Source organism: Erwinia sp. PME.40.26/001 (genome assembly GCF_055556675.1).
Map to the genome: position 1 here is coordinate 1 of NZ_JBVHNP010000147.1, position 275 is coordinate 275.

Sequence of the window (275 nt, forward strand, 5' to 3'; positions counted from 1 at the left end):
GTCGGAATCGACCGTGCGAGCACCACGGAGGTCTCGCTCTCGGAACGTCGACTGCGTCAGGGAGACGCCAAGCGCGCGATCGGTGCGGAGGCTGCCCGGCTGCTGAGCCCCGGGTTCCGCGGCTCGATCTTCATCGACGCCGGCACCACTCCCGCGGCCGTCGCTGCCGAACTCCCGCAGGTATTGGGGGAGGGGAGCGACGTCGAGATCGTCACGCACTCGCTCGAGGCCGCACACCTGCTCGCGGGTGACGAGCGCGTCTCGCTCACGGTGAT

Annotated in this window: 1 pseudogene; it reads left to right on the forward strand. The window is 69.8% G+C overall.

What is annotated here, in order from left to right:
- Positions 1-275: pseudogene (locus tag ACZ3HG_RS23600) on the forward strand (hypothetical protein); the annotation flags it as partial.